The sequence below is a fragment of the Muribacter muris genome (assembly GCF_001038205.1).
In the GTDB taxonomy this organism is placed as follows: Bacteria; Pseudomonadota; Gammaproteobacteria; order Enterobacterales; family Pasteurellaceae; genus Muribacter; species Muribacter muris.
This window is the reverse complement of sequence record NZ_JWIZ01000024.1, coordinates 66,105-84,235: the sequence shown is the minus strand read 5'-3', so window position 1 is coordinate 84,235 and position 18,131 is coordinate 66,105. Positions and strand designations below refer to the sequence as shown.

Here is an 18,131-nt window from a genome sequence, read left to right as displayed (position 1 = left end):
CTGTTTAAATAACAAGGAGTTTATCAAAAGATGCAGTGGATCACTTTTCGATGATCTTACTGCATCAGCCTGGCGCATTTTTGCATGATCATTAACACTATTTAGTTACCAACACAGATGACAAAAACGCCGAAAGCCGAAAAAGCGGAAGTCGTCATCGTAGTAACATTGCAGCCTGTCTAACTCTTGTTGGGCTTGGTAATTTTGCCACGCCAATTTATAGCAGGCTTGGAACACCGGTGCATTCACCTTTTCCACATATTGTTTGTCAAATTCTGCCTGTTGCTTCGCTGAAAGCGGCTCAAGTGGCGGGTTGAATTTTGCCTGCATTAACTCGGCGGTTGCCACATCACACTGCTTTGCCAAACTAACTTGCAATGCCTGCTCGGCTTTGAGCCGCTTTGCTGCCCGTTCCGCTTCCTGTTCAGGGGTTAAGGCACAGCCTGCTAAAATGCCCACTGCGATAACAACGCTCATTAACTGTATGATTTTCATTTTTCCTCCCGTACTAAACGCTCTTTTCCAGCCACTGCTGCCACGCTTGCCGGACAATTTCACGCTCACGGCAAAATTGTGCGGCATCGACACAGCTCGGCTGGTTGAGTAAATTGAGATGATGAATTTGGTTGCGTAAGTCGGTGTAACAAGCTTTTAGGGCTTGCCCCTGTGAGTCGCTGATAATCCCCGCCTCAATCGCACTGTCAAAAATCCGCACGTTATCCGACCATACCGCCATTTGCGGAAACGCATTGGCATAATTCAGGACAAAATATTGTGCGATAAATTCAATATCGGTAATCCCGCCTCGATCGGTTTTCAGGTGAAATTGGGTTTCGTCCCCAGTGCCTAAGTGGGCGAACATTTTTTCCCGCATTATGCAAATTTCCGCGCGTAACGCACCGCTTGCCCGTGGCAAACAGAGGGTTTCGGCACGAATTTGTTCAAACTTTTGACGTAACGCTTGCGTGCCGTACACCGCCCTCGCTCTCACCAATGCTTGCGTTTCCCACGTCCACGCCTCATTTTGCTGATACTCCGCATAGGCACTGAAGGTGCTGACTAACAGCCCCGCTTCGCCGGACGGACGCAGGCGCATATCCACTTCGTACAGTACGCCGGCACTGGTGTTCAGATTAAAAATACCGTTGATTTTTTGGGCTAATTTTAAGTAAAACTGGTGGCTGGAAATGCTTTTTTTGCCGCCGACAGTTTCACTTTGTGTCGGTGCATTATGCAGGAACACCAGATCGAGATCGGAATTGTAGCCCAGTTCGATCCCGCCGAGTTTGCCATAGCCGATCACGACAAAATCTTTTTCATCGTCTGCCAGATGTGCCGGACGCCCGAAACGCCGGCTTACTTGCCGCCAAGCGATATTCACCACCGCTTCAATAATCGCTTCGGCGAGATAAGTGAGATGATCGCTGATCTTCATCACCGGTAATACACCGAGAATATCCGCTGCGGCAATGCGCAACAGTTGGCTTTGTTTGAATTGCCGCAGGCTGTCAATCAGTGCTTCTTCGTCCTCTTCGGGAATGCGGATCAAATAGGTTTGCAGCGCCGGTGCATAATCGGCTAAATCAATCACTTGTGTCAGGCTTTTTTGGATAATCAGCTCGTCTAACAGCATCGGATAACGGGCAATTTGCTCGGCAATCATCATTGATTGCCCGCACAGCGTGAGCAGTTGCGGCAAGATCTGCTCTTTTTCGAGCAATAATTCCAGGTAGGTTGTACGAGTGGTGATTTTATCAATAATTGTCAAAATACGAGGCAGTAGCACGAGGTAATTCGATTCGTTAAAAATAGCGTCCGCCACTTTCGGCATCAATTTGCGTAGTACCTCCCGCCCCCGCACGCCGATTGGGCGTTTCACCCACTCTTGAAAGGTGCTGAAAAGTTGCTGGTAAATGTCCGCATAATCCTGCTCCGCCACCGGATAATGTTGCAAGCAAACCGCCAGTTCTTCTTGATTGATTTGATAATGCAACACATCTCGCCACATCGTAAACTGTGGATTGTCGCTACTCTCTTGATTGTCATCTTCGCCAACCAACTCATCAAAAATTGCCCGTACATTACCTTGATGTGTCGCTAAGCACGCTAAAAACGTCTGCCAGTTATGGCTGCTTTGTTCACCTTCCAACCACGTTCGGCAGCCAAATACGAGGCGTTGCCGATCCCGTTCATCGCTCGGTAAGGTTTGCGTTTGCTGATCGCCGATGGCTTGTAGCAGATTTTCAACGTGGCGTAAAAACAGATAGGCTTCCCGTAGTTGTGCTACCTGTGCTTCGCTCAATAATTGCAAGGCTGCCAACTGAGGCAATACCGCCAATAAACTGCGTTGCTGGAGAATTTTATCCCGCCCGCCACGCATCATTTGGAAGGTCTGCACGATAAATTCCACCTCCCGAATCCCGCCTGCGCCGAGTTTGATATTATCCGTCAGCCCTCGTCTCATCACCTCTCGGCTGATTTTATGCTTCATCTCCCTCAAGGATTGAATCGCGCTGAAATCAAGGTAGCGGCGGTACACAAACGGGCGCAGCAGTTGCTTGAGATAGCGATGGTTAATATCCTGCGCATTTTCGCCGAGGATTTTCGCTTTGATCATCGCATAGCGTTCCCAATCCCGTCCTTGCTCTTGGTAGTAATCTTCCATTGCGTTGAAGCTCAACACCAATGCCCCGCTATCACCAAAGGGGCGTAACCGCATATCCGTGCGATAAACAAAGCCGTCCAACGTGATCTCGTCCAATGCCCGAATTAAACGTTGTCCCAAGCGGGTAAAAAATTTGCCGTTATCCATCGGTTTACGCCCGCCGACCGTTTCCCCCATATCCGGATAGGTAAAAATCAGATCAATATCGGAAGAGAAATTCAGCTCACGCCCGCCCAACTTGCCCATTCCCAAAATCAGCAAATGTTGGATTTCCCCTTCGCTGTTCATCGGCGTGCCGTACTCGGCACATAAACGGGCAAACAACCAATCCCGAGCAGCTAAAATCAAGGCTTCGGCAAGGTCGGACAGCGCCTCAAACACCTGTTGCGGCAAGGCGAGATTATTTGACTGTACAAAGCTCAATGCCGCCATTTCCCGATGGCGAAATTGGCGTAAAGTGCGGTGTAACACCGTTTCATCATTCACATCTGCTAACAAGTCTTCAAGCCGCTCGGCATAATGACCGCAATCAGCAATAGTCGGCGGTTTTGCCAACCACGCCGTGAATAAATCGGGCTGTTTTTGCAGTTGTTGGGACACAAAATCGGACATCGCCACGGCGGTAACAAGCGGTCGGTTAGCGAGCAAAATGTGCAAATCGATTGTTAAATCGTGCTGATGAATCAGTGAGGCGAGCGCCTGTTCAGCGTGGCTAAAAAATGACATAACGTTTTATTCAGAATGGTAATCAAAGGGGCGTTTTCGCCCCGAAAGCGTTTGGACTGTTTGTATATTTTCAGCCCAAACCGACCGCTTGCAGCAAGCGTTAGAACACTTTTTTAAACGGTTTGACGATCACCTCGCCATAAACGCCCGCTTCCACATAGGGATCTTCGCTCGCCCACTGTTTCGCTGCCGCTAATGACGCAAATTCGGCAATCACAGTTGAGCCGGTGAAACCTGCTTCGCCGGGGTTTTCATCATCAATCGCTGGATTTGGGCCGGCGGTTAATAGGCGGTTTTCCGCTTGTAATTGGGTGAGCCGAGCTAAATGCTTTTCTCGCACGGCAAGGCGTTTTTCCAACGTATTCGGTTTGTCTTGGGCAAAAATCACATAGTACATTCTATTTCCTCTTTGAGTTGCTTCTTAAATCAACGCAAGGGCTTGCGCTAATTCCAAATTATTTTCACGGGGAACAGGGCGAGGTCTGCCGTTTTTATCCACAGCAACAAAAGTGAACATCGCTTCGGTAACACAATGGCGATCCTGCACGCCTTCATAGACTTGTTTAATCCAAACCTCTACCTTTACCTGCATTGAGGAGCGCCCGACTTTGACGCATTTTCCGTAACAGCACACCACATCACCAACCGATACCGGACGCAGAAAGCTCATACTATCAACGGAAACGGTAACAACTCTCCCTTTTGCCAGCTCTTTGGCTAAAATCGCCCCGCCCATATCCATTTGCGACATAATCCAACCACCGAAAATATCGCCGTTGGCGTTCGTGTCAGACGGCATCGCTAAAGTGCGTAAAATCAGTGTCCCTTCGGGTTGGCGTTTTTCAACATTGGTTGTCATTCTTTTTCCTCATCTTGAGTGTGTTGTTTTAAATAGGGGTAAAGGTAAAAACAGGTGGCGACTACGGCAACTAAACTTAAACCGGTTAAGCCGAACACTTTAAAATTCGTCCATACATCGTCAGAAAAATAGTAGCTGATAATCATATTGACGAACATACAGACGATAAAAAAGCCCGCCCAGCCTAGATTTAATTTGCCCCACACGTCCGGCGGTAAGCGTAGTTCTTTGCCTAGCAGCATTTGCACCAGCGGTTTGCGAAAAACAAATTGGCTAATCAATAACGCCGCCGCAAACAAGCCGTTAATCAGTGTTACTTTCCATTTCAAAAAGGCAAGGTCATTAAAATAGGCGGTTAATAAACCGAAGAATACCACCGCAATCCCCATAATCCATTGGGATTTTTCAATTTTTTTATACAAGACTTTTAATGCGATAAGCTGAACAAGGGTGGCAGCAACCAGCACTAACGCCGCCTCTTGCACGCCGTAGCTTTTATAAACAATAAAAAATAAAATCAGCGGGATAAATTCAAGTAATTGTTTCATTTTTCTTCCTTAAATTTGGCGGTAAGCCTGATAGAAGCGGAAGCCAAACACTGTAACAAACAGGCTTAAAAAGGCTGCAACAATATGCGATAACACGCTGCCGATTCCCCCAATATTCCCAATCAACGATGTGATCACCGTCGGGAAAAGATAGCTTAATAGGCAAAACAGAAAAAGAATCCCCATTTTTCCGCGGCTCATCTGCCAAGTAAACGCTAATGTTTCAAACACCCTTTTTTGCGGTTCTTCAACTAAATAGACATAGCCCGCCAAACACCATTTCACGAAGATGAAAATACCGGTTACCATCAGCGGTAAGGCGATAATGGAAAAACCACCTGCTTGTCCTACCACACGGGCTACCGACCCGATAGACATCGGTAGCGACATTAAAATATAGAGCCCGATAAACGGCAGTATCCGCCCAAATGCCGTGCCGATATGTTGGAAAAAATGGTGATACTGCCCGTTGTTAATCGATTTTATATTCAGCACTAACAAGATATGAAGCAAAATGCCGATAGCAGAAATCAGTAATACGGGCAATGATGCCAATAAAGACTCCCTTGCATATTTATCTAACATTTCGGGGGTTAATGTTGTCGGATCAATGGCGAGTTTAGGGGTAAAATAGAACAGCAGAAGCTGAACTAACATCAGCAGCCCCAGCCCAATAAACGTGAAATTAAGCTGATTTCGGATAAAATTCCAGCTATCTTGCAATAATGTTGGAAATTGAATCGGCATTACCTTTCCTTGAAAAATTAACGATAAAAAACGGGCTAAAGTATAGCAACTGTTGGCTCACTTCGCTATTGTAGATTTTTATCAGTTGGTTACAATAAGCTGACTTTTTCTCACAGAGGCAGCCTATGTACCAAACGTTACAAGCCGGACAGCATTATCTGAACACCTACCCAAACCAGAAAAAGCTCAGCCTGTTTATGCCCGATTACCGTCTGATTCGCCTCATCAAATTTGCCAGCCGAGCAATGCCGGCATTTGCCTGTTTTGCGATTAGTTGGCAATATTTTTTCAACGATCCCACACAGTCGATCCTTGCCAATGCCACACTTACCGCACTTTTTGCGTTAAGTATTCCGTTTCAAGGCTTATTTTGGCTCGGCAGACGGGCAAAATCGCCCCTGCCGCTCTCGCTGCTTGAGTGGTATGAAACATTACGCCAAAAACTGATCAGCGAACGCCACCGCATTGCCGATCAAGCGGTGCCTTCCTACCAAGATTTTGCAAATTTGTTGCACCTTGTCGAAAAAACGTGGGGCAACGCTTATTTTGACGAACTTTAACACCAACAAAAAAGGACGCTAATGCGCCCTTTTATGCCTGTCTCTTAATTGATATTAAAGGCTTCCGTATATGGAATCATTCCCCGTTTCAACATTCTGGATACGCCACTGTTATAGCCGCTCCCGAAACGCAATTCAAAATTCAGCCCAAAACGGTTGTCATAGTAAAAATCGTTCAGGGTATCCGGTTTTCCTTCCGGCGTTGCCGTTAATTTACGAGCTGCGTAGAATGTCGCACTCCAGCAGCAGGTGTTATAGGTTAGCCCCAACTGGCTTTCAACCGGCTTTTTCAGTGCAATATCACGGTAATGGCTTGCCATCATCGATACGCTATCGGTTAATTCCCAACCAATCACCGCACCGACCTGTTTAATATCCTGACCATAGCGGTTAGAGCTTAAATTCTGGTCAATATAGTTTTTGCTTGCATAACGGTAATTTAGCTGCACCACATTGTTCGCTTTCGGTTTATATTGCAATGCTATATTCGCCAAAGACGTTTCGTTTAAGCGGGTATCGTATTGATAGCTGCCGTGCCAGTTCCATTTCGGGTGGAACTTCCAGTTTGATTCCAACGCCCAAGATGAAGAACGCTTTGCGGTACTGTTAATTGAAGTGCTGTCAATTTTTGACGGGCTGAGATAATAAATTTGCCCTGCACTGAAATTAAACACTTCCTCCCCCGTTTCATTACTGAAGAAACGGGTTGTTCCCCCTGCGGTAATTTGATTTGCCGAAGCAATTCGATCTAAACCGCTATAACGGCGATCGTTGAATAACGCATAATAGTCCTGCTGTAAAAGGGCGGAATCATAGCCTAAACCTAAACTGGATTGGCGTTGCGAGCCGATATTCGCTTGGTTTTTATACGGGCGGTAAAGATATTGCACACGAGGCTCAAAAGTTTGTGAAAAGCCACTAAACACATTTTGTTTTGCACTCAAAACCGTTTTCAAATCCAATTTCAGTTGCGGTAACACACGGGTTACGCTACGTTCAATCGCTTCAGCATTTTCAGCCCCGCCCTTTTTCTGTAAATAATAGGTAGCATACAATTTAGTCTCTAAATTCAGACTCGCATAACGGTTCGCCAACGGGAAATTTAACGCCGGTTGAAGATGGAAACGCCACGCCGTCGGCATCTCTTTACTGTCGTTGGCAAAGTAAGCGGATTGGGCATACAGGCTGAAATCACCGTGTTTAACCAAATCATTTTTATAATAATTCAGCTCTACTTTCGGCAATACCCGATAAGGTTTCGAGCCGGAGTCATCAAAGGTTTGGAAACGTTTTCCGGAAATCGCAATATTATAATGGGGCTGGAAGTAACCTAACTTAAAATTCTGCGTAGCGTAGCCGTCGGTACTGTTGCCGTACACGGAATCAAAATCCGAAAAATAGCGTTTATCGCTGACGTGGGTATAATCGACCGAAAAACGCCAGTCGCTAAGAAAATTGATATTATGTTGCCAGAAGAATAAATGGCGGGAACGATCTTTTTCCGTCCAGCTCGGCAGGCGATCCCGTTTTACATACTCCCCTGCCATTTTACCTTCGCCGAAAGCGGTCAGATAACGAAATTCAGGGCTGATTTGCCAGCCACGCCGAGTATAGTAGGTCGGCGTGATCGTTGCGTCCATATTCGGTGCAATATTCCAATAAATCGGCTGGGAATAGTAATAACCGTCGCGGCTCGAACGCCCCGCATTCGGAATGAGTAACCCTGAACGGCGGCGATCACCGATGGGGAATTGCAGATATGGAGAATAAAACACCGGCACGCCCATTACCCGAAAGCGGGCGTGCCATAACTCCGCATACTCTTCCTTCACGTGTTGGATCATCTCGCCCGCATCAATCGACCACGCATTGTCATTCGGCAAGCAAGCGGTGAAGGAAGCATTTTTTAAAATGCGGGTTTGTTCGTTGGCGGAGACGCTCTCCGCCGTCCCCCGCCCTTGACGACCGACTAATTGGTAGTCCGCATTGCCAAGAGTAGCTTGATTGCCGGTTAAATCAATCTGGGCATTTTGTCCGGTCGCCCGAATCAGATTATCCCGATAATCAAATCGACCGTTTAAATATGCAGTACGGGCTTGACCGCCATTCTGTTCCACTCGAACCTGATCCGCCCAAACCGTGCGATTGCCCTGTTTAATGCTGACATCACCGGTATAGGTTGCATCGGTCGGTTGATTGATGAGCGCATTGTCCGCCTCAATATATACGGGCATTTGGGTTTGATCGCCCGTTAGCACTTCCCCCTCAAAATGCGGCACGCCGGCTAAGCATTGGTGTCTTAAATCGGCGGCGGCGTACTGGCTATAACAAGCCGTGATTATGGCAACGGAAAGTAAGCTGTAACGGTAGTGTTTCATCGTCTTATCCTTTTATTCACAAGCGGTACGTTTTGCTCAAAATTCTGCAAATCCGACCGCTTGTCCGACTAAATAATTCTTGAAAATTGCTGTCTTTTTGCCTGCTGACGTGAATAAATATCAAAACACATACAGATATTGCGGATTAACAACCGTCCACGCGGCGACACTTGCAGGGTATCTTCGCCGATCGTCAATAAGCCGTCTTTCGCCAATGGGGCAAGCAGTGCCAAATCTTCGGCAAAATAGCGTTTGAAATCAATCTGATAGAGGCTTTCTAGTGAGGCATAGTCCAGCTTAAAATTACAAATTAGCGCTTTGATCACATCACGGCGTAAACAGTCGTCTTTGGTCATTGTCAGCCCTTTATGCAAGGCAATGCCACGGGTTTCGACATCGGCATAATATTGTTTCAGCTCTTTATGATTTTGAGCGTAACTGTCGCCCAATAAGCTGATCGCCGACACGCCCATTCCCAATAAATCGGCATCTTCTTGAGTGGTATAACCTTGGAAATTGCGGTGCAATTCGCCTTTTTGTTGGGCGATTGCCAGTTCATCGTCCGGTTTGGCAAAATGATCCATTCCGATAAATTTATAACCGGCACGATCCAACGTTTCTATCGTTTTTTGTAAGATCTCCAATTTCGTTTCCGGTGGCGGCAACATTTCGTCTTTAATTTTGATCTGGGCGGCAAAACGGCTCGGCAGGTGAGCATAATTAAACACGCTCATTCGATCCGGATTCAGCTCAATCACTTTCTGCAAAGTGAACATAAAACTTTCAACCGTTTGCTTCGGCAAACCGTAGATCAAATCAATGTTGGTCGAACTAAAGCCCAGCTCTCTCGCCCGTTTCATTAAGGCAAAAATAAAGTCTTCATCTTGTTCTCGATTGACTAATTTTTGCACTTCTTTATTGAAATCTTGAATCCCCATACTGATACGGTTAAAGCCGATTTCCCGCAGATGATCCAACATTTGTAGCTCAATTTCACGGGGATCCATTTCAATGCTGATTTCCGCTTGGTCGCTCACATTAAAGTGTTTACGCAACATCGCCATTAGGCGTAAAGATTGCTCTTCATCTAAGTAGGTCGGCGTCCCGCCCCCCCAGTGAATTTGCGTTACCGTCCGGTTTTTAAACAGCTCGGCACGGTATTTAATCTCTTTTTCAAGGTAATCTAAATAGATATCGACTTTATGCTGATGACGGGTGATGATTTTATTACAGGCACAGAAATAGCAGAGCTTATGACAAAACGGAATATGCACATATAAAGAGAGTGGCTTGTTCGGATAACGTGCCGCTGCCGCTTGGAAATCATCATTATTATAGGCTTCGTTAAACTCTAATGCGGTCGGATAGGAGGTATAACGAGGGCCGGATTGGTTATATTTTTGGATAAGCGCACTATCCCAAATAATCTCTGACATAAAAAACCTACTTCAACTCTTGTTTAAATTGGGCAATTTCCGTTAATAATTGGCGTAATTCGAGCTTGATTTGCTCGGCAAGCTCCGCCTCTTTTGCCTCACGGGTGAGATCCAATTTCATTCGTTCATTGCGTTTTAATTGCTGACGAGCCTCTAAAATCGGCATAGATTCCACCGTTTCATACAACGCCCACATAGCGACAAAACGGTTTAATTTTTTGCCCAGTACATCTAACAGAGGCTTTAAACGCAATACCCCTTCGGAAAAATCACACTGCTGTGCCAACATTGCACGGGCAATCACGTCAATACTGTCAATTACCGCTAAATAGCGTGATTTTTGTGCCGCCGCTAATTGCTGTTTTTGATGGCGTAATTTCAGCACCAACGAAAACGCATAGCCCGCCATCGCCAGCAGAATCAGCAGGGCAAGAATGATTAAGAAAAATCGCATCATTTACTATTATCGGAATTGGTTAATATCTAGGGTTTCAAATTGACGTAACAAGGCATCATCGCTCTCATCTTCGTCTTCAATGCCCAGTTCGGTCATCAACTGATGTACACGTTCCAAACAGTCGTCCACAAATTTTTGATCCGCCGGCGACAGCGTTTTACCCGCTTCCAAATCATCTAATAATTGATTTAAACATTCATTGCTTTCCAACTGTTCCAACTCAACTTCCGGCGCTAAACGTGGCGTATCCTCAACCGCTACCGGCTTAATAAACTTACCTTTTTCCGGCTGATTAACAAATTCCACCATCAACGGCACTTTTTTGCGGCTACCGATACGCGGATCTTTCACCTCTTTCGCCACTGCTTTTTTCTCGTTTAAACCTTCATTGGCACGGCTACCGGACGGCAAGCCCTTATGCTTGCGTTTTTTCTTCTCTTCTTTAGCCGCTAAATCTAATTCATAGCGGGTCGGTTTACGGTTTTTGCTCGGTTTTGCTTTGGATTGTTCGTACGGTTTTTTCTCAACCTTACGGGCAGGCATAATATCGGTAATACGGCGTGTTTTCTTCTGACGGCTCATAATCTCGTTTTCTCATCATAAAATAGGCGGAGATTGTACCATAACTGCCGAGAATGAAAAATTGGCAAAACGAAATAATGCAAACGGTCAAATATTGCAAAAAATCGCTATTATTCGACCGCTTGCTGCTATTCGCTTCGCCAAATCAGCGTTGCCATTCTGCCGGTCATATTCTCTCGGCGGTAAGAGAAGAAGCGTTTGCTGTCCGTATAGGTGCAATAATCGCCGCCGCTGATCTGCATAATCCCCAACCGCTGAAGACGCTGGCGGGCAATTTGGTAAAGATCGCCGAGAAACTTACCGCTTGCACGCTGATCCAGCACAAAGGCACTATTGGCTTGGGGATCGACCGCACAAAATTGGTCGATCACATCCTGCCCGACTTGAAATGCCGTTGCGCCGATCGCCGGCCCAAGCCAGACTTTAATTTGATGCGGCGGGCAGCGGAATTTAGCTGCTGTGGCTTCCAATACCCCATAGCACAAGCCTCGCCAACCGGCGTGAGCGGCGGCAATTTCCGTGCCGTCTTCACTGCAAAAGAGAGCGGGTAGGCAGTCGGCGGTCATCACAAGGCAGACTTGATTGGGCTGATCCGTGTAAACCGCATCAGCCTCAAGGCTTTGCCCAGTTTGGAGAGGCAACGTCAAAACCTGTGTGCTGTGGGTTTGAGTCAGATACACCGGCGGGGTCGGCAACTTCAAGGCATTTTGCAATAAAGCACGATTTTGCCGGACGGCAAGCGGATCATCATTAACGTGATCGCCTAAATTCAAGCTCTCGAACGGGGCTTGGCTCACGCCGCCTGAGCGGGTGGTGGTCAAGGCGTGAATATGTGCCGGCACTGACCAGTTCGGCAGGATAAATTCCATTAGCCTTTTCTCACGGCGATCGCTTCAATTTCGATGCCGACATCTTTCGGTAGGCGAGCCACTTCTACACACGAACGGGCGGGGAAATTCGGGTGGTGATTTTCACGGAAAAAGGCTTCGTATTCGGCATTCACGGTCGCAAAATCGTTTAAATCTTTAACAAAAACCGTGGTTTTAACAATATCCGACACCGTTAAGCCTGCCTGTTCGATGATCGCTTTGATATTTTCGAGGGACTGGCGAGCTTGTTCGGCAATATCGCTCGGCACATCGCCCGTTTGCGGATTGACCGGAATTTGCCCTGAAGTCAAAACTAAATTGCCTAAATCAACCGCTTGAACATAAGGTCCGATGGCTTTTGGGGCATTGTCGGTATGAATAATCTGTGTCATTGGATTTTCCTCATTAAGTGATAAATCAACACAAAGAGTTTGAAAGGTTTTTTGCCGTTTGTAAATAGCTTATAATGTTTTGCATCAATTTGCCTTTTTCAGACCGCTTGCAAGAGAAAGATTATGAGTATCAATGTAACCGAAATCGTCCTTCATCAACTTCACCAAAATGACGGTGATACCCCCAATTTAACCACTATTCTGCGGGAAAATTTATTAGCGATCAGCCCCGAAGTCGAACAAATGATGCTGCAACTGCATCAAGCCTACCAAGGCAAAGCCAAGGCGTACGGCGTGTTTCAGGCGGAATCGGTGTTCGCCCAACAACTTAATCGCTTATTGGAGGGGGAAAGTGATTTTCTGCCGTTTAGCCACAGTTGCGCTAAAATGTTAGCGACTGAATTAGCCAAATACCCCTTCGCTGCCGGCGGCACGTTTATTTTATGTCGCTACACGTTCCTCGCGACCGAATACCTTTTCATCGCTTTGATCGACAGCCGCTCTTCAATGCTGGTGGACGATAAATTAGAGGTTCAACGCACCGAATATTTGGACATTACCCAATATGATATCGCCTGCCGCATCAATCTGACCGAGCTAAAGCTCAATGCCCAGTCCGACCGTTATTTAACCTTTATTAAAGGCAGAGTCGGGCGTAAAGTAGCCGACTTTTTTATGGATTTTTTAAGCGCCGAAGAGGGCTTAAACCCGCAATTACAAAACCAAACCTTATTACAGGCGGTGAGCGACTATTGCGAACAGGGAGATCTAAACAGCAACCAAACCCAAGCGGTGAAAAAGCAAGTGTTCGATTACTGTAAAGGGCAGATCAACAGCGGTGAAGAAATCGCTCTCGAAGAACTTTCCGCAACCCTACCAACCTTGAACGCACAAAACTTTGCCGATTTTGCCGAAAGCCAAGCCTACGGCTTAGCCGAGAGCATTCCGCCGGTACGCAATGCGCTCAAAACCTTAACCAAATATTCCGGTTCAGGTAAAGGGGTTACTATCAGTTTTGATGCGGAATTACTCGGCGAACGTTTAATCTGGGATGAACTAAACGACAGTTTAACTATCAAAGGATTGCCGGCAAATTTACGGGATCAACTCGAACGTAATAAATAATGGCATTTTATAGGCGGTTTCGGTATGATCCGCCGTAAATTTTTGCGATTACAACAGGTCATTACTATGAAAATAAAATCTCTTATAGCAATTTTATGCCTTGCACTAGGCGTAACCGCTTGCTCCACGGTTAAAAAAGTGGTCTATCGCATTGACGTACCACAAGGCAACTATCTAGAACAAGAAAAAATCGATCAGGTCAAAGTAGGAATGAAGAAAGAGCAAGTGCAATACCTACTCGGTACTCCGATGCTCACCGATACGTTTGCGGAAAACCGTTGGGATTATGTATTCATTCTGCGTAAAGGGCACGAAGAGCCTATCCAACGCACCCTATTTATTCAGTTTGACTCAAAAGGGTTGGTCAGCAATATTCAACTGGATAAACCGCTCAATTAAATGTCTCAAATCCACCTTTGGAAAGGTGGATTTTGACGATTTTATACCATAACAGACGATATACATATCAGACAGAGGCTCGCTTTTGCCTTGCCTGCGGCTTTAAGCATTTTCTCACCACTGCCAACCATAACGTCCGTTATGCCCGTGCATATTACTACGACAAAATCATTTTTGATTACCCCATACCTATCATTTATATAACATCAGGAGTTTCTATGAAAATCAAAGCCTTAACCCTCGCATTAACTGCACTATTTGGTTTTTCCATACCAACAATGGCAAATGAGATGCCGAAAACAAAAGACATTAAAATTCAGCAACTAGATCTGGAAAACGGCAATAAAGATATCGGAGTCATCACTATTAGCGAATCCCCATACGGCTTAGTCTTTACGCCGAATTTAAAAGGACTTAGCGCAGGCTTACACGGTTTCCATATCCACCAAAACCCAAGTTGTGAGCCAAAAGAGAAAGACGGAAAAATGGTAGCAGGCTTAGGGGCTGGCGGGCATTGGGATCCGAAAGAAGCTAAACAGCACGGCTTCCCGTGGTCTGATAACGCTCACTTAGGTGATTTACCTGCGTTATTTGTCGATCACCACGGTAATGCGAATAATCCGGTGCTTGCTCCACGCTTAAAAACATTAGATGATGTAGCAGGACGTGCATTAATGATCCACGCCGGTGGCGATAACCACGCCGATCACCCAGCCTCACTCGGCGGTGGCGGCGCAAGAATGGCGTGCGGTGTGATTAACTAACATAGATTAGCCGCTCTACAAGCGGTGAGTTTTAGCGTGTTTTTTGCAAACCCTGTTCAAATCAAAAGGGCTAATATCAATTCATTTCGATATTAGCCCTTTAAGTTTAAACTTTATCTCTTTTAAAGATAAATTAATGATTTTGTGTTTTTAATAATGTAATAATTTCTTTTAATGCTAATATTTCCGATTTCTGTTGTGAAATTAATTCATTTTTATGCTCAATAATTAATTTTAATTTCTCATTTTCTAATATTATTTTTTCATCGCCTGCATAATAATTTGAACTATAATCACTATTTTCACTAATTAAACAAATTAAGCTCTTTTCATTACTGCTCATTAATTCAACGACATCAATATTAAAAATATTTGCTATTTGTTGTAACCGCTCTAAATTTAATTTACTTTCCCCACGTTCAATACGCGCATAGCCGGTTGGCGACATTGCCAGCTTCTCCGCCATTTCTTCCTGCGACCAATGTTTAATCTCTCGCATTGCCCGAATTTTCTCTTGAACGTTCATCTGTCATTTTTCTCTCTATTTTCTATCAAAATTCGTCAGAAATTGCCGATATAGTGTGTGGAGTATATCTCAATCGTTAAATAGAATATAGATATTTTCTAACGTTGTCTAATTTATTTTTTATAGGAGAATTCTATGTTAAAGAAACTACTTATCGCAACTATTGGATTGAGTTTACCGCTTATAGCATCGGCTGATGATTGGGTAAAAGCAGATAATACAGGGGCAGAGGCGAAAGGCTTACGTTACGTCATTTGCTACTACAAAACCTCCTCACTTTCTAACTTTCCCGATTACTCCTTTTCAATCACAATAGAAGGTAGTCAATTGTCTTGTCCATACTCTATCGAATATAATCCAACTACTGGAAAATGGAGACGTTAGTATGACAAATCAACTCTCATTCTCCGAGTGTTTAACGGCATTCCATTCCAGACTGAAAATAGCCTATCATTATTTTCAAGAACAGAAAGAGATTGCGAAACAGCGTGATAGTGATGGGGGAAAAATATACCACCAATATTATTCATTCCCTCTGATAAAGAAAGCCTATTTTGAGCAATCTATTCTCACGCTTTGTACACTCTTTGAAAAAGCAAGTCCGGTTAGCCTTTTTCAATTAAGAGAAACATTAGGAGAGCGTGGTTGCTTGATACCAACATTTGATGACTATTTTGACGATTTTGATCGCATTTTTGAGGGCGTAAAAACAATTCGTGATAAATCTATTGCTCATCTTGAAAACCGAGACACAGATCAATTCTATGTAGAGGCAAATATCACTTATGCAGATATAGATAGTTTATTTTTGGCTCTTTTAGACTATTTAAAAGCGTTAGTTAATACTGCTGATATTCAGTTAGGTTATGAATTAACATTTTCTTATTGCCCTGATTATGGCATAAATCAAATCTATGCTAAGCTGGCATAAAATAAAAAACACCGCACAAGCGGTGTTTTTTCTTCGATTATTTGCAAAAACTAGGCTTCGCCGAATAATTTCAATTCACGATCACGCACTTGTTTTTTGAGCATTTCGGCAAATTCTTCCACAGTAAATGTGCCGAGATCCGCCCCTTTACGGGTACGCACCGCCACTTTGCCGGCTTCGATCTCTTTATCACCGCACACGAGCATATACGGCACGCGACGGAGGGTGTGTTCACGCACTTTGAAGCCGACTTTTTCATTGCGTAAATCCGCTTTAACACGGATACCCGCATCGGATAAACGTTTCACTACACTTTGCACATAGTCCGCTTGGCTGTCGGTAATATTCATCACTACCACTTGAGTCGGTGCAAGCCACGCAGGGAAGAAACCGGCATACTCTTCGGTAATAATCCCGATAAAACGTTCAAGCGACCCTAAAATTGCACGGTGGATCATCACAGGCGTTCTGCGGTCGTTATCTTCCGCCACATAAGAGGCGCTTAAACGCTCCGGTAGGAAGAAGTCGAGCTGAATGGTGCCGCACTGCCACGCACGGTCAAGACTATCGTGCAGGGTAAATTCGATTTTCGGCCCGTAGAATGCGCCTTCGCCTTCCTGAATTTCATATTCTAACCCGTTGGCTTTCAAAGCAGCGGCTAAATCATCCTCCGCTTTTTGCCACATTTCGTCTGTACCGATGCGGTTTTCCGGACGGGTAGAAAGTTTTACTTTGATGTTTTCAAACCCGAAAGTGCTGTAAATATCGTACACCATACGAATACAGGCAGTTACTTCGCTTTCAACCTGATCCGCCGTACAGAAAATATGCGCATCGTCTTGGGTAAAACCACGCACACGCATAATGCCGTGTAGCGAGCCGGACGGTTCGTTGCGGTGGCAAGAGCCAAACTCCGCCATACGCAACGGTAGATCACGGTAAGATTTCAGCCCTTGGTTGAAAATCTGCACGTGCCCCGGGCAGTTCATCGGTTTAATCGCATATTCACGGTTTTCCGATGAGGTGGTGAACATCATCGCTCCGTAGTTTTGCCAATGCCCTGTTTTTTCCCATAGCACGCGATCCATCATAAACGGCCCTTTTACCTCTTGGTAATCGTACTGTTTTAGCTTAGTGCGTACAAAGGTTTCAAGCTCACGGAAAATCGTCCAGCCATCATTATGCCAGAATACCATTCCCGGTGCTTCCTCTTGCATATGGAACAGATCGAGTGCTTTACCGATTTTACGGTGATCCCGTTTTGCCGCCTCTTCTAAGCGGTGTAAATAGTCGGCAAGCTGTTTTTTATCCGCCCACGCCGTGCCGTAAATCCGTTGCAACATTTTATTTTTGCTGTCGCCACGCCAGTATGCGCCTGCGACTTTTTGCAATTTAAAATGGTGGCAGAAACGCATATTCGGCACGTGCGGCCCACGGCACATATCCACATATTCTTCGTGGTGATAAAGTGCAGGGCGGTCGTCTTTGCTGATATTTTCATCTAAAATCGCCATTTTGTACGGCTCGCCACGGGCTTCAAAGGTATCCCGTGCTTCCTGCCAGCTCACCGGCTTTTTCACGACATCATAATTGGTTTTTGCCAGCTCCAACATTCGCTTTTCAAGGGCATCAATATCCTCTTGAGTGAGGGAGCGATCTAAATCAATGTCGTAATAAAAGCCGTTGTCGATAGTCGGCCCGATCGCCATTTTTACACCGGGGAAGAGCTGTTTAATCGCGTGTCCGAGCAAATGCGCCGTTGAATGGCGGATAATTTCCAAGCCGTCTTCATCTTTGGCAGTGATGATCTCAAGGGTAGCATCTTCATCGATTATATCGGACGCATCACGGCGTACACCGTTTACACGGCCGGCAATAGTAGCTTTTGCCAGCCCTGCGCCGATACTTTGGGCAACGTCCATTACGGAAACAGGGTGATCAAATTGGCGTTGAGCGCCATCGGGTAAAGTAATAATTGGCATTTTAAATCCTTATACAGTGGTAACCCATACGAAAGGTTACGTGTTGATTAAAAAAGAAATTTGCACGTTTTGGAGAGTAACCGACCGCTTGCAAGCGGTCGGTTTTCCGTTAATTTCGACATTGTACGCCGCCCGCAAAGAAAGCAGCGACTAAAACGTGGCGGGATTTTAGCATAAATCCGTTA

At 45.4% G+C, this 18,131-nt stretch carries 20 protein-coding genes; 6 read left to right on the top strand and 14 right to left on the bottom strand.

Annotation, left to right across the window (positions count from 1 at the left end; all coding sequences use genetic code 11):
- Window positions 1-105: 105 nt before the first annotated feature.
- The 6 genes from RO21_RS05095 to RO21_RS05070 form a co-directional block, all read right to left on the bottom strand.
- Window positions 106-495 carry a hypothetical protein gene (locus RO21_RS05095; RefSeq protein ID WP_047976712.1) on the bottom strand — a complete coding sequence of 130 codons (390 nt, stop codon included), beginning with the start codon at window positions 493-495 and terminating at the stop codon, window positions 106-108.
- A gap of 13 nt (window positions 496-508) precedes the next feature.
- On the bottom strand, window positions 509-3,277 hold the full coding sequence (glnE, locus tag RO21_RS05090; protein WP_241482399.1) for a bifunctional [glutamate--ammonia ligase]-adenylyl-L-tyrosine phosphorylase/[glutamate--ammonia-ligase] adenylyltransferase: 2,769 nt from the start codon (window positions 3,275-3,277) through the stop codon (window positions 509-511).
- 214 nt (window positions 3,278-3,491) lie between these two features.
- On the bottom strand, window positions 3,492-3,788 hold the full coding sequence (locus tag RO21_RS05085) for a YciI family protein (RefSeq protein WP_047976711.1): 297 nt from the start codon (window positions 3,786-3,788) through the stop codon (window positions 3,492-3,494).
- A 24-nt stretch (window positions 3,789-3,812) separates the two neighbouring features.
- Entirely contained in the window at window positions 3,813-4,250 is a 438-nt protein-coding gene (gene yciA / locus RO21_RS05080; RefSeq protein ID WP_047976710.1) for an acyl-CoA thioester hydrolase YciA, read from the bottom strand.
- Entirely contained in the window at window positions 4,247-4,798 is a 552-nt protein-coding gene (locus RO21_RS05075; RefSeq protein ID WP_047976709.1) for a septation protein A, read from the bottom strand. The genes yciA and RO21_RS05075 overlap by 4 nt, the downstream gene beginning before the upstream one ends.
- 9 nt (window positions 4,799-4,807) lie before the next feature.
- Complete coding sequence (locus RO21_RS05070; RefSeq protein ID WP_047976708.1) at window positions 4,808-5,545, bottom strand: hypothetical protein; 738 nt, start codon at window positions 5,543-5,545, stop codon at window positions 4,808-4,810.
- Between the two features lie 125 nt (window positions 5,546-5,670).
- On the opposite strand from RO21_RS05070, the gene yfbV reads away from it, so the two are divergent.
- Window positions 5,671-6,105 (top strand): terminus macrodomain insulation protein YfbV, encoded by a 435-nt coding sequence (yfbV, locus tag RO21_RS05065; protein WP_047976707.1) that lies wholly within the window; start codon window positions 5,671-5,673, stop codon window positions 6,103-6,105.
- 44 nt (window positions 6,106-6,149) lie between these two features.
- Here yfbV and lptD read toward each other — a convergent pair whose 3' ends face one another.
- The 6 genes from lptD to RO21_RS05035 all read right to left on the bottom strand — a co-directional run bounded on the left by lptD (window position 6,150) and on the right by RO21_RS05035 (window position 12,219).
- A complete protein-coding gene (gene lptD, locus RO21_RS05060; RefSeq protein ID WP_047976706.1) occupies window positions 6,150-8,483 on the bottom strand; it encodes an LPS assembly protein LptD in 2,334 nt (777 codons plus the stop codon).
- A gap of 68 nt (window positions 8,484-8,551) precedes the next feature.
- On the bottom strand, window positions 8,552-9,919 hold the full coding sequence (gene hemN / locus RO21_RS05055) for an oxygen-independent coproporphyrinogen III oxidase (protein ID WP_047976705.1): 1,368 nt from the start codon (window positions 9,917-9,919) through the stop codon (window positions 8,552-8,554).
- A gap of 7 nt (window positions 9,920-9,926) precedes the next feature.
- Window positions 9,927-10,376: a DUF2489 domain-containing protein gene (locus RO21_RS05050; RefSeq protein WP_047976704.1), complete on the bottom strand. Its 450-nt coding sequence runs from the start codon at window positions 10,374-10,376 to the stop codon at window positions 9,927-9,929.
- 6 nt (window positions 10,377-10,382) lie between these two features.
- A complete protein-coding gene (gene yihI, locus RO21_RS05045; protein ID WP_047976703.1) occupies window positions 10,383-10,958 on the bottom strand; it encodes a Der GTPase-activating protein YihI in 576 nt (191 codons plus the stop codon).
- A gap of 128 nt (window positions 10,959-11,086) precedes the next feature.
- Window positions 11,087-11,827 (bottom strand): peptidoglycan editing factor PgeF, encoded by a 741-nt coding sequence (pgeF, locus tag RO21_RS05040; RefSeq protein WP_047976702.1) that lies wholly within the window; start codon window positions 11,825-11,827, stop codon window positions 11,087-11,089.
- On the bottom strand, window positions 11,827-12,219 hold the full coding sequence (locus RO21_RS05035; RefSeq protein WP_047976701.1) for a RidA family protein: 393 nt from the start codon (window positions 12,217-12,219) through the stop codon (window positions 11,827-11,829). The genes pgeF and RO21_RS05035 overlap by 1 nt, the downstream gene beginning before the upstream one ends.
- A gap of 123 nt (window positions 12,220-12,342) precedes the next feature.
- On the opposite strand from RO21_RS05035, the gene yejK reads away from it, so the two are divergent.
- From yejK to sodC, 3 genes are all read left to right on the top strand, one after another.
- On the top strand, window positions 12,343-13,344 hold the full coding sequence (yejK, locus tag RO21_RS05030; protein ID WP_047976700.1) for a nucleoid-associated protein YejK: 1,002 nt from the start codon (window positions 12,343-12,345) through the stop codon (window positions 13,342-13,344).
- Window positions 13,345-13,410: 66 nt separating this feature from the next.
- Complete coding sequence (bamE, locus tag RO21_RS05025) at window positions 13,411-13,743, top strand: outer membrane protein assembly factor BamE (RefSeq protein ID WP_047976718.1); 333 nt, start codon at window positions 13,411-13,413, stop codon at window positions 13,741-13,743.
- Window positions 13,744-13,961: 218 nt separating this feature from the next.
- Window positions 13,962-14,507, top strand: a complete 546-nt coding sequence (gene sodC / locus RO21_RS05020) for a superoxide dismutase family protein (RefSeq protein ID WP_047976699.1) — start codon at window positions 13,962-13,964, stop codon at window positions 14,505-14,507.
- A 133-nt stretch (window positions 14,508-14,640) separates the two neighbouring features.
- Here sodC and RO21_RS05015 read toward each other — a convergent pair whose 3' ends face one another.
- A complete protein-coding gene (locus tag RO21_RS05015; protein WP_047976698.1) occupies window positions 14,641-15,033 on the bottom strand; it encodes a helix-turn-helix domain-containing protein in 393 nt (130 codons plus the stop codon).
- A gap of 135 nt (window positions 15,034-15,168) precedes the next feature.
- Between RO21_RS05015 and RO21_RS05010 the strand changes: the two genes are divergently transcribed.
- Window positions 15,169-15,417 carry a hypothetical protein gene (locus RO21_RS05010; RefSeq protein ID WP_047976697.1) on the top strand — a complete coding sequence of 83 codons (249 nt, stop codon included), beginning with the start codon at window positions 15,169-15,171 and terminating at the stop codon, window positions 15,415-15,417.
- A 1-nt stretch (window position 15,418) separates the two neighbouring features.
- The gene (locus RO21_RS05005; protein WP_047976696.1) at window positions 15,419-15,964 is read left to right on the top strand and encodes an AbiU2 domain-containing protein; all 546 of its coding nucleotides are present in this window, start codon (window positions 15,419-15,421) and stop codon (window positions 15,962-15,964) included.
- A gap of 50 nt (window positions 15,965-16,014) precedes the next feature.
- Here RO21_RS05005 and thrS read toward each other — a convergent pair whose 3' ends face one another.
- Entirely contained in the window at window positions 16,015-17,946 is a 1,932-nt protein-coding gene (thrS, locus tag RO21_RS05000; RefSeq protein WP_047976695.1) for a threonine--tRNA ligase, read from the bottom strand.
- Between the last annotated feature and the right edge of the window lie 185 nt (window positions 17,947-18,131).

Excerpts from the sequence above, each read along its gene's own strand:
- RO21_RS05095 (WP_047976712.1), bottom strand. The coding sequence starts at position 495 with ATGAAAATCATACAGTTAATGAGCGTTGTTATCGCAGTGGGCATTTTA.
- glnE (WP_241482399.1), bottom strand. The coding sequence starts at position 3,277 with ATGTCCGATTTTGTGTCCCAACAACTGCAAAAACAGCCCGATTTATTC.
- RO21_RS05085 (WP_047976711.1), bottom strand. The coding sequence starts at position 3,788 with ATGTACTATGTGATTTTTGCCCAAGACAAACCGAATACGTTGGAAAAA.
- yciA (WP_047976710.1), bottom strand. The coding sequence starts at position 4,250 with ATGACAACCAATGTTGAAAAACGCCAACCCGAAGGGACACTGATTTTA.
- RO21_RS05075 (WP_047976709.1), bottom strand. The coding sequence starts at position 4,798 with ATGAAACAATTACTTGAATTTATCCCGCTGATTTTATTTTTTATTGTT.
- RO21_RS05070 (WP_047976708.1), bottom strand. The coding sequence starts at position 5,545 with ATGCCGATTCAATTTCCAACATTATTGCAAGATAGCTGGAATTTTATC.
- yfbV (WP_047976707.1), top strand. The coding sequence starts at position 5,671 with ATGTACCAAACGTTACAAGCCGGACAGCATTATCTGAACACCTACCCA.
- lptD (WP_047976706.1), bottom strand. The coding sequence starts at position 8,483 with ATGAAACACTACCGTTACAGCTTACTTTCCGTTGCCATAATCACGGCT.
- hemN (WP_047976705.1), bottom strand. The coding sequence starts at position 9,919 with ATGTCAGAGATTATTTGGGATAGTGCGCTTATCCAAAAATATAACCAA.
- RO21_RS05050 (WP_047976704.1), bottom strand. The coding sequence starts at position 10,376 with ATGATGCGATTTTTCTTAATCATTCTTGCCCTGCTGATTCTGCTGGCG.
- yihI (WP_047976703.1), bottom strand. The coding sequence starts at position 10,958 with ATGAGCCGTCAGAAGAAAACACGCCGTATTACCGATATTATGCCTGCC.
- pgeF (WP_047976702.1), bottom strand. The coding sequence starts at position 11,827 with ATGGAATTTATCCTGCCGAACTGGTCAGTGCCGGCACATATTCACGCC.
- RO21_RS05035 (WP_047976701.1), bottom strand. The coding sequence starts at position 12,219 with ATGACACAGATTATTCATACCGACAATGCCCCAAAAGCCATCGGACCT.
- yejK (WP_047976700.1), top strand. The coding sequence starts at position 12,343 with ATGAGTATCAATGTAACCGAAATCGTCCTTCATCAACTTCACCAAAAT.
- bamE (WP_047976718.1), top strand. The coding sequence starts at position 13,411 with ATGAAAATAAAATCTCTTATAGCAATTTTATGCCTTGCACTAGGCGTA.
- sodC (WP_047976699.1), top strand. The coding sequence starts at position 13,962 with ATGAAAATCAAAGCCTTAACCCTCGCATTAACTGCACTATTTGGTTTT.
- RO21_RS05015 (WP_047976698.1), bottom strand. The coding sequence starts at position 15,033 with ATGAACGTTCAAGAGAAAATTCGGGCAATGCGAGAGATTAAACATTGG.
- RO21_RS05010 (WP_047976697.1), top strand. The coding sequence starts at position 15,169 with ATGTTAAAGAAACTACTTATCGCAACTATTGGATTGAGTTTACCGCTT.
- RO21_RS05005 (WP_047976696.1), top strand. The coding sequence starts at position 15,419 with ATGACAAATCAACTCTCATTCTCCGAGTGTTTAACGGCATTCCATTCC.
- thrS (WP_047976695.1), bottom strand. The coding sequence starts at position 17,946 with ATGCCAATTATTACTTTACCCGATGGCGCTCAACGCCAATTTGATCAC.